This window comes from Longimicrobium sp. (genome assembly GCF_036554565.1).
In the GTDB taxonomy this organism is placed as follows: Bacteria; Gemmatimonadota; Gemmatimonadetes; order Longimicrobiales; family Longimicrobiaceae; genus Longimicrobium.
This window is the reverse complement of the sequence record NZ_DATBNB010000220.1, coordinates 1-7,744: the sequence shown is the minus strand read 5'-3', so window position 1 is coordinate 7,744 and position 7,744 is coordinate 1. Positions and strand designations below refer to the sequence as shown.

Below are 7,744 nucleotides of genomic sequence, written 5' to 3'. Positions count from 1 at the left end.
GGACGGCGAGGCGATGGTGCTGAGCCAGGGGCGCGGCGAGGCCGACAACGACCTGATGCTGCTGGACCTGCGCTCGCAGAAGCTCGACACGCTGTTCGCCCCGGCGCAGATGTCCAGCTACCGCTCCATCCAGTGGACCCCGGACGGCCAGGGCTTCTTCGTGGCGACGAACCACGAGCGCGACTTCGCCGGCCTGGCGCATTACCATCTTCCCGACCGCCAGCTGCACTGGATGCAGCAGCCGCGCTGGGACGTGGAGCAGGTGGCGCTCTCGCCCGATGGGAAGTTCCTGGCGTACACGATCAACGAGGGCGGTTTCTCGCGCCTGGTGATCCGCGACCTTCCCGGTGAGCGCGACCTGCCCGTCGCCAACCTTCCGGCCGGCGTGGTCGGCTCGCTGGAATGGGCCGAGGCGGCGCCGCGGCTGGCCATCGGCGTGTCGGGGCCGGGGACGCCGGGCGACGTCTGGGTGTACGACGCAGGAGCGCAGACGCTGTCGCGGGCGACGGAAAGCACGCTGGCCGGGCTGGACCCCGCCGGCTTCGTCACGCCGCGGCCGGTGCAGTTCCCCAGCTTCGACGGCGAAACCATCCACGGGCTGTTGTATTCGCCCCGCGGCGCGGCCGGCGCGCGACCCCCGGTGGTGATGATGCTGCACGGCGGGCCCACCTCGCAGGCGCGGCCGGGGTTCGATCCCGTCAAGCAGTACCTGCTGGCGCGCGGCTACGCCGTGCTGGACCTGAACTTCCGCGGCTCCACTGGCTACGGCCAGCGGTTCACGCAGCTGGACAACAAGCGCCTGCGGCCCAACGCCGTCCGCGACATGCAGGCCGCCGTGGAGTGGCTGCGCGCGCGTCCGGAGGTGGATGGGAATCGCGTGGCGGCCATGGGCGGAAGCTACGGCGGATACATGACGTACGCCGCCGTGGCGCAGCTTCCCGCGTACTTCCGCGCGGGCGTGCCCTTCGTGGGCGTCGCCAACTGGATCAGCGGGCTGGAGGACGCGTCTCCCGCGCTCAAGAACAGCGACCGCATCGAGTACGGCAACATCGACGACGCGGCGGACCGCGAGTTCTTCCGCCAGATTTCGCCGCTGAGCTACGCCGACCGCATCCGCAGCCCGCTGATCGTGGTGCACGGCGCCAACGATCCGCGCGTTCCCGTCGCCGAGGCAGACCAGATCGTCCGCGCGGTCCGGCGCCGCGGCGGTGACGTGGAGTACCTGCGCTTTCCCGACGAGGGCCACGGCATCGCCAAGCTGGCCAACCGGGTGACCGCGTACCAGCGCATCGCCCGCTTCCTCGACCGCGTTCTGGAGCACCAGGCCCCGGCGTGCACGCAGTAGCCGCAGTCACCGAGTGGAGGAAAAGTAATCGAATGGTCATTCGCAATGTCGCGTGCGCCCTGGCCACCGTCGTCCTGACGGCGGGCGCCGGCGCCGCGCAGGACCCCACGTACGCGGTGCGCGCCGCCGCGCCCGCGGGGCTCAGCCGTGCCCAGGCGCAGGCCTCCACGCTGGCGCACCTGCAGAACCTCATCCGCATCAACACGCAGAACCCGCCCGGCAACGAGCTGGCAACGGCCCTGTACTTCGATTCGGTGCTCAGCCGCGTCCCGGGGGTGGAGACGCACGTTCTTCGCGTCCCCGCGGACAGCACGCGCGCCAACTTCGTCGCGCGCCTCCGCGCCCGTAACGCGCGGCAGAAGCCGGTGCTGGTGATGGGCCACATGGACGTGGTGGGCGCCGACACCAGCAAGTGGGAGACGGACCCGTTCGAGCCCACCTTCCGCGACGGCTACCTGTACGGCCGCGGCGCCATCGACGACAAGGGGATGCTCGCCGCCACGCTGACGGCCTTCGTCCAGCTCGCCGCGCAGCGCGACCGCCTGGACCGCGACATCATCTTCTTCGGCACGGCGGGCGAGGAGGGCGGCCCGCCCGTGGGCGTCGACTGGGTGATCGAGCACCACCGCGCACTGATCGGCGACGCCGAGTTCGCGCTGAACGAGGGCGGGCGCATCCGGGTGATGGACGGGCAGGTCCGCACGGTCAACATCCAGACGACCGAGAAGGTGGCGTACAACGTGGTGGCGCGTGCCACGGGGCCGAGCGGGCACGGCAGCGTTCCGCTCACTGACAATGCGCTCGCCGCCCTGGCCCGCGCCGTCACCCGCGTGCACGAGTGGCGCGCCCCCGTGCGGCTGATCGAGACCACGCGGCTGTACTTCCAGCGCCTGGCCACCATCGAGCAGAACGCGGAAGTAAAGCGCGCGATGCAGGAGATTTCCGCCGAGGGCGCCTCGCGCGAGCAGATCGACCGTGCCGCCGCCGTCCTTTCGCGCGACCCGCTGCACAACGCCGTCCTGCGCACCGGCACCTCGCTGACCCTGCTGAATGGGGGATTCCGCACGAACGTGATCCCCTCCGAGGGCCGGGCCACGTTCAACGTGCGCATCCTTCCGGGCGAAGACATCACGGAGGTGGTGCGGATGATGAACCAGGCCGGCGGCGAGCCGAGCGTCACCTTTGCGCTGGACGGCGAGCCCGCGCAGGCGCCGCCCCCGTCGCCCGTGTCCACCGAACTCTTCCAGGCGATGGAGCAGTCCGCCCGGACGATGGCTCCCGGAGCGACGGTGCTCCCCTTCATGTCCACCGGCGCCACCGACGGCGCGGCGCTGCGGGCCATCGGCATTCCCACGTACGGAATTTTGCCGATGCCCATGCCCATCGAGGACGAGCTGCGGATGCACGGCGACAACGAGCGGGTTCCGGTCGGCGCGCTGGGCTGGGCCACGGAGTACCTGTACCGCGTGCTGCAGCGAGTCGCCAGCTGAGCTCGCCGCGAGGGACGAAAACGTGAAGGCCCGCCACAACCCTGGCGGGCCTTCACGCATCTAAACGAGGGAAGGGAACCTCGGGACCCTTTCCGTGGTTCCATGCGGGTGCGCCGACTGCCCGGCGGCACCTATACCACCCATCACCGGATCGGCAGGACATGAAAAAGACACTCGCACTTCTGCTCGCCGCCTCTTCGCTGGCCGTGGCCGCGCCCGCGGCGGCGCAGCTTCCCGTGAGCGTGGAGCTTCGCCTGGACGCAGGCATTCCCACCGGCGATGCCGCCGACGTGGTAGACACCGGCGTGGGCTTCGGCCTGCGCGCCTCGCTGGATCTTGCGCCCACGTTCGCCATCTACGGCGGCTACTCGCAGTTCAGCTTCGACTTCGACGACGACATCGTCCTGGATGACGGCGAGGAGGTGGAGCTGGAGGGCTTCGAGCTGGGGGGGCGCGTGGGGCTGGGCACCGGCGGCGGGGTGGCCAACCCGTACGCCATGCTGGGCGCCCTCTTCCACGAGGACGAGACGGGGCTCGAGGCCGGGCTGGGCGCCGACTACGCAGTCAGCTACAACCTTTCCGTGACCCCCGAGGTGCGCTACCGCACCATCGACGACTTCAACTACATCTCCCTGGGCCTGGGCGCGCGCTTCCGCTTCTGAGCCACGGTATCAGGCTAGACATCGAAACGACGAGAGCGGGACGGCGGGGGCGCCGTCCCGCTCTCGTTGTGCCCCTTGGCCTTTTGAGCCACGGCGGGTATAGTTCCCGAATCCATTTGTAGCCGCTTCACCCCGCCCGTCCACCAGCCCCGCCCCAGCCGATGATCCGTTCACGCTGGCACCTCGCCGTCCCGGCCCTGCTCACGATCCTGGCGGCGTGCGGCGACGAGCCGTCCACGCCCGATCCCGTGGCCTCGCTCTCCGTTTCGCCCGCGCAGCCGGTGCTGATGCGGGGAGACACCCTTCGCGTCGCCGCCGTCGCCTACGACGCCTCCGGAAAGGCCCTGGGCGGCCGGGCGGTCACCTGGTCCAGCTCGGCGCCCGACATCGTTTCCGTCAGCGCCACCGGCCTGCTGACCGGGGTGGGACGGGGCGCGGCGACCATCACCGTGACGAGCGAAGGCCTCAGCGTGCCGGTGCCCGTCACGGTGGCGGCGGCCCCCCCGGCCGTGACCGGCTTCGCCATCTCGCCCGCGCAGGTGGACGTCAGCACGGCCGACGCGACGGTGGAATTTTCGGTGACCGCCCGCGTGGATGCGGGGATGCAGATGATGAGCGTTCACCTGGAGTCGCTGCGCAACGGCGACATCAACCAGCAGTTCCATAGCTGCTTCACCCACGTGGCGCCGGCCAGCGGTACCTCCCGGGCGGGAGCCTGGAAGTGCAGCATCGTCATGCCCCGGGGCTCCATCAGCGGAGCGTGGAAGGTGAAGAACGTTTCGGTGGCGGACAGCGCGGGCAAGGGAACGGGCTACAGCGACGCGCAGCTGGCGGCGGCGGGGATGCCCGCCAGCATCCAGGTGCAGAACCAGAACGAGGATCTCACGGCTCCCGTGGTCACCTCCATCTCGGTGAAGCCGGCCAGCGTGAGCCTGGCGACGGGGCCGCAGGTCGTGGAGCTCACGTTTACGGCCACGGACGCGGGAGCGGGGCTGCGGTCGGGGTACGTGGGGCTCCGTCCGTCGGCCGCCGGTACCAGCTTCGGGTGCGGCGCTCCGCCGGTGGAGGGCGAGGGGGTGCGGGCGGGCACGTTCAAGTGCCCCATTACCGTGCCGGCGAACACGGTCGCGGGCACGTGGAAGCTCTCCATCGACCTGCTCGACCGGCCACACAACCTGCGGATGTACAACGCCGACCAGCTCAAGGCCGCCGGCTTCACCTCCGAGGTGGTCATCACCCCCTGATCCGCGCGGCCGGACCCGATCCCCCGAGCCCCGGTGGCGCACCCGCGCCGCCGGGGCTTGCTGCGCCCGGAGGCGAGACTACGCCGCCGGGGCCGCCGGATGGGGACGGGTCCACGCCAGGTGCGGCAGCCGGCCGGGTCGTCCAGCGGCTCACAACGCCGGAGCCGCCCCACGCCAGCGCGAATACCAGCCCGATCACCAGCGGATGGTCCTTGAACCAGTAAATCGGCCAGATCCCCGCCCACACCGCGTTCAGCACCGAATCCACGCTGAACCCGATCAGCCACGAAAAGGACTTCTGCTCGATGAAGTCCATCAGCCCCGTGGCCTTTGCCACGTCGCCGGCGAGCGTCTGCGCCTCCAGGAACAGCCAGGTCGCCAGCCCCACCACGCCATAGGCACCGCTGCCCAGCCGCTGTACCATCGAGCGGGTGCGGCGCCGGACGTGCCCGGCCGCGCGCCCTCCACGCACCACCCGCCATCCAACGCGGACAGCGGACGTCAGCACGACGGCGACGACCAGCCATAGGAAGAACCCGGACTGGTGCCATCCCAGGCCCATGCCAGCCCCGATCGCCGCACCCACCGCGGCGATCCCGCCGACGGCCATCCACGCCCGCGGCCCAACCTGCGCCAGCGGATGCGCGGCGGGAGGAGCGAACGAGAGCTTGGGCGATGAGACTGATGGAGGCGGGAAAATCGGCTTGGTCATGGGATGGGAAAGCGATTCGTGATAACGACTGGACACCGTACGGTGGAGCGGACATCCAGTTTCAGCGCGGACACTGCCGATCGGGCTTGTAGAGGCCGCGGCGGGGATTATGGCGGGCGTCGAGGCCCGTACTGGCGCGTGACCGCGGCCGACTCACGCACTCTCAAACACTCTCGCACTTTCGCACTCTCGCACTCTCGCACTCTCGCACTTCTCAGTGGCACTCGCCGCGGCCGCGGTCTTCGAAGCGGCGCCCGGGGATGGGGACGAACTCCCACTCGTACCCGTCGCCGTGAAAGACCAGGCGCAGCACGCCGCGGACGTTGTTGGAGAGCGCCTCGCTGTTGCGCACCGGCTTGTTGCGCAGCCGGTACGAGGGCGCGCCGCCCGTGCCGACGACGAACTGGCGGATGCCGCGCTCGCGGTCCTCGCGCCCGTCCGGGTCCTGCGGGGCAAAACGCTCGTAGTGGTGGTCGTGGCCGCTCAGCACCACGTCCACCCCGTGGTCGTACATCACCCGAAACGCGTCGGAGACGCGGGCCTTGCCACCGTGCCGGCCGGAGCTGAACCGCGGGTGGTGGAAGTACGCCAGCGTGCAGCGAGAGGGGTGCGCCTTCAGGTCAGCCTCCAGCCAGCGCACCTGCTCCGAACCGGGCTCCATCGGCTCTTCGCTGTTCAGCACCACCACGTGCCAGCCATCGTGCTGGTAGCTGTACCAGCCCTTTCCCGCCTGGCCCGCCCGCGCCCCGAAGTAGCGGAAGTATCCCCCCGCGTCCTTCGTCTTGTACTCGTGGTTTCCGACGGCTGGCCGGGTGCGGGCCAGGTGCCGTCCCCAGGTGGGACCGTAGCAGCGCCGGAACTCCGCGTCCGTCCCGTGCGGGTACACCACGTCGCCCAGGGGCGCCACCACGCCGCCCATGCGGTCCAGCAGCCGCGCCGTCGCCTCGTCGCCCCGCCAGAAGCACCCCGCGATGTCCCCCGCGGCCACGAGGGACGTGTCGTCCCGGCCACCGCCGCCGCGCACGCATGACGCCAACAGCAACGCCGCGGCAATCAGGGCCGCGGCGCGGGAGAAACGAAAGGGCGCGAGTGGGGCCATCACGCAGCCGGGCGAAGCGCCGCCTGGCGGATGAAGCCGATGGACAGCTCGTTGAACAGCTCGGGGCGGTCCACGTTCACCACGTGCCCGGACTCGGGGATGATCTCCAGCCGCGTGAACCGGGTCTGCCGCTGCACCATCCGCTGCACCGGGGGCAGGAACATGTAGTCCTCGTCGCCCATCAGGTACAGCGTGGGAATGGGCAGCTCCCTGTCCTCGAACAGGCGCAGCAGCGGGTTCACCCCGTACGTCAGCCGGAACCAGCGGATGAACTCCTTCTGGCACAGCTTCTTGGCCTGGCTGACGAAGAGCGAGCGGCTTTCGCGGTGGCGCCGGCGCGGCATGATCACCCACGCGAAGAGCCGGTACAGCCACATGAAGGGAATCACCCGCTTGAAGGCGTTGCCCAGCCCCACCAGCACCCGCGAGCGAAGGTTCAGGCGGATGATGGCGCCGCCCATCACCATGCTCTTCACCCGCTCCGGCGCCATCTCGCCCAGGATGCGGATGAGGATGCACCCCAGCGAGATGCCCACGAAGTGCGCCTCGCGGACCTCGGCGTCGTCCAGCACCTCGATGATCTCGGCCACCAGGTCGTTGAAGGTGTATTCCCCCTCGAACGCCTTGAGCATGGGCGGCTGCGAATCGCCATGGCCGCGCAGGTCCACCAGCAGCACGTTGAAGTTCTTGCGGAACTCCCGCACCTGGCGGTACCAGATGGACGAGCTGCCCCCGGCGCCATGCACGAAAACCACCCACTCGTGGTCGGGTGAAAGCATGTGCTTGCGGTAGTGCAGCATCGCTGGGCCCTGCGTGGTAAGTTGCGGACGGCGCCTGCCCGTGGGAGGCGCCTCTGATACTCCGATCCCCCCGTTGCGTTCGCGCGGGGAACCCCACCTACAGCACCCCATGTGCCTGATCGTCCTGGCCATCGACCAGCACCCGCGTCACCGGCTGATCGCGGCCGCCAACCGCGACGAGTTCTACGCGCGCCCCACCGCCACTGCGGCGTGGTGGAGCGACGCGCCCGGCGTCCTCGCCGGGCGCGACCTGCAGGAGGGCGGCACCTGGATGGGCGTCACCCGCGCCGGCCGCTTCGCCGCCATCACCAACTACCGCGAGACCGCGCCGCCCCGTGCGGACGCCCCCTCGCGCGGCGCCCTGGTCGCCGATTTCCTGCGCGGTACGATGG

8 protein-coding genes are annotated in these 7,744 nt (G+C 70.2%); 5 read left to right on the top strand and 3 right to left on the bottom strand.

Translation table 11 applies throughout. The features are described 5' to 3' along the window. The 4 genes from VIB55_RS06005 to VIB55_RS05990 form a co-directional block, all read left to right on the top strand. On the top strand, window positions 1–1,345 hold a 1,345-nt coding region (locus VIB55_RS06005; RefSeq protein WP_331875761.1), incomplete at its 5' end, for a S9 family peptidase. A gap of 32 nt (window positions 1,346–1,377) precedes the next feature. After that, complete coding sequence (locus VIB55_RS06000) at window positions 1,378–2,835, top strand: M20/M25/M40 family metallo-hydrolase (protein WP_331875760.1); 1,458 nt, start codon at window positions 1,378–1,380, stop codon at window positions 2,833–2,835. Window positions 2,836–2,996: 161 nt separating this feature from the next. Then, entirely contained in the window at window positions 2,997–3,497 is a 501-nt protein-coding gene (locus VIB55_RS05995; protein ID WP_331875759.1) for an outer membrane beta-barrel protein, read from the top strand. Window positions 3,498–3,658: 161 nt separating this feature from the next. Beyond that, window positions 3,659–4,741: an Ig-like domain-containing protein gene (locus tag VIB55_RS05990; protein WP_331875758.1), complete on the top strand. Its 1,083-nt coding sequence runs from the start codon at window positions 3,659–3,661 to the stop codon at window positions 4,739–4,741. On the opposite strand, the gene VIB55_RS05985 is transcribed toward VIB55_RS05990, so the two are convergent. From VIB55_RS05985 to VIB55_RS05975, 3 genes are all read right to left on the bottom strand, one after another. Beyond that, the gene (locus VIB55_RS05985) at window positions 4,731–5,453 is read right to left on the bottom strand and encodes a hypothetical protein (protein ID WP_331875757.1); all 723 of its coding nucleotides are present in this window, start codon (window positions 5,451–5,453) and stop codon (window positions 4,731–4,733) included. The two genes, VIB55_RS05990 and VIB55_RS05985, sit on opposite strands and share 11 nt — an antisense overlap. 214 nt (window positions 5,454–5,667) lie before the next feature. Then, window positions 5,668–6,441, bottom strand: a complete 774-nt coding sequence (locus VIB55_RS05980; RefSeq protein WP_331875756.1) for a metallophosphoesterase family protein — start codon at window positions 6,439–6,441, stop codon at window positions 5,668–5,670. Between the two features lie 110 nt (window positions 6,442–6,551). Continuing rightward, a complete protein-coding gene (locus tag VIB55_RS05975) occupies window positions 6,552–7,352 on the bottom strand; it encodes an alpha/beta hydrolase (RefSeq protein WP_331875755.1) in 801 nt (266 codons plus the stop codon). A 109-nt stretch (window positions 7,353–7,461) separates the two neighbouring features. Here VIB55_RS05975 and VIB55_RS05970 point away from each other — a divergent pair. Continuing rightward, a partial coding sequence (locus VIB55_RS05970; protein ID WP_331875754.1) for an NRDE family protein occupies window positions 7,462–7,744 on the top strand: 283 nt, incomplete at its 3' end.

Excerpts from the sequence above, each read along its gene's own strand:
- VIB55_RS05975 (WP_331875755.1), bottom strand. The coding sequence starts at position 7,352 with ATGCTGCACTACCGCAAGCACATGCTTTCACCCGACCACGAGTGGGTG.
- VIB55_RS05995 (WP_331875759.1), top strand. The coding sequence starts at position 2,997 with ATGAAAAAGACACTCGCACTTCTGCTCGCCGCCTCTTCGCTGGCCGTG.
- VIB55_RS06000 (WP_331875760.1), top strand. The coding sequence starts at position 1,378 with ATGGTCATTCGCAATGTCGCGTGCGCCCTGGCCACCGTCGTCCTGACG.
- VIB55_RS05990 (WP_331875758.1), top strand. The coding sequence starts at position 3,659 with ATGATCCGTTCACGCTGGCACCTCGCCGTCCCGGCCCTGCTCACGATC.
- VIB55_RS05985 (WP_331875757.1), bottom strand. The coding sequence starts at position 5,453 with ATGACCAAGCCGATTTTCCCGCCTCCATCAGTCTCATCGCCCAAGCTC.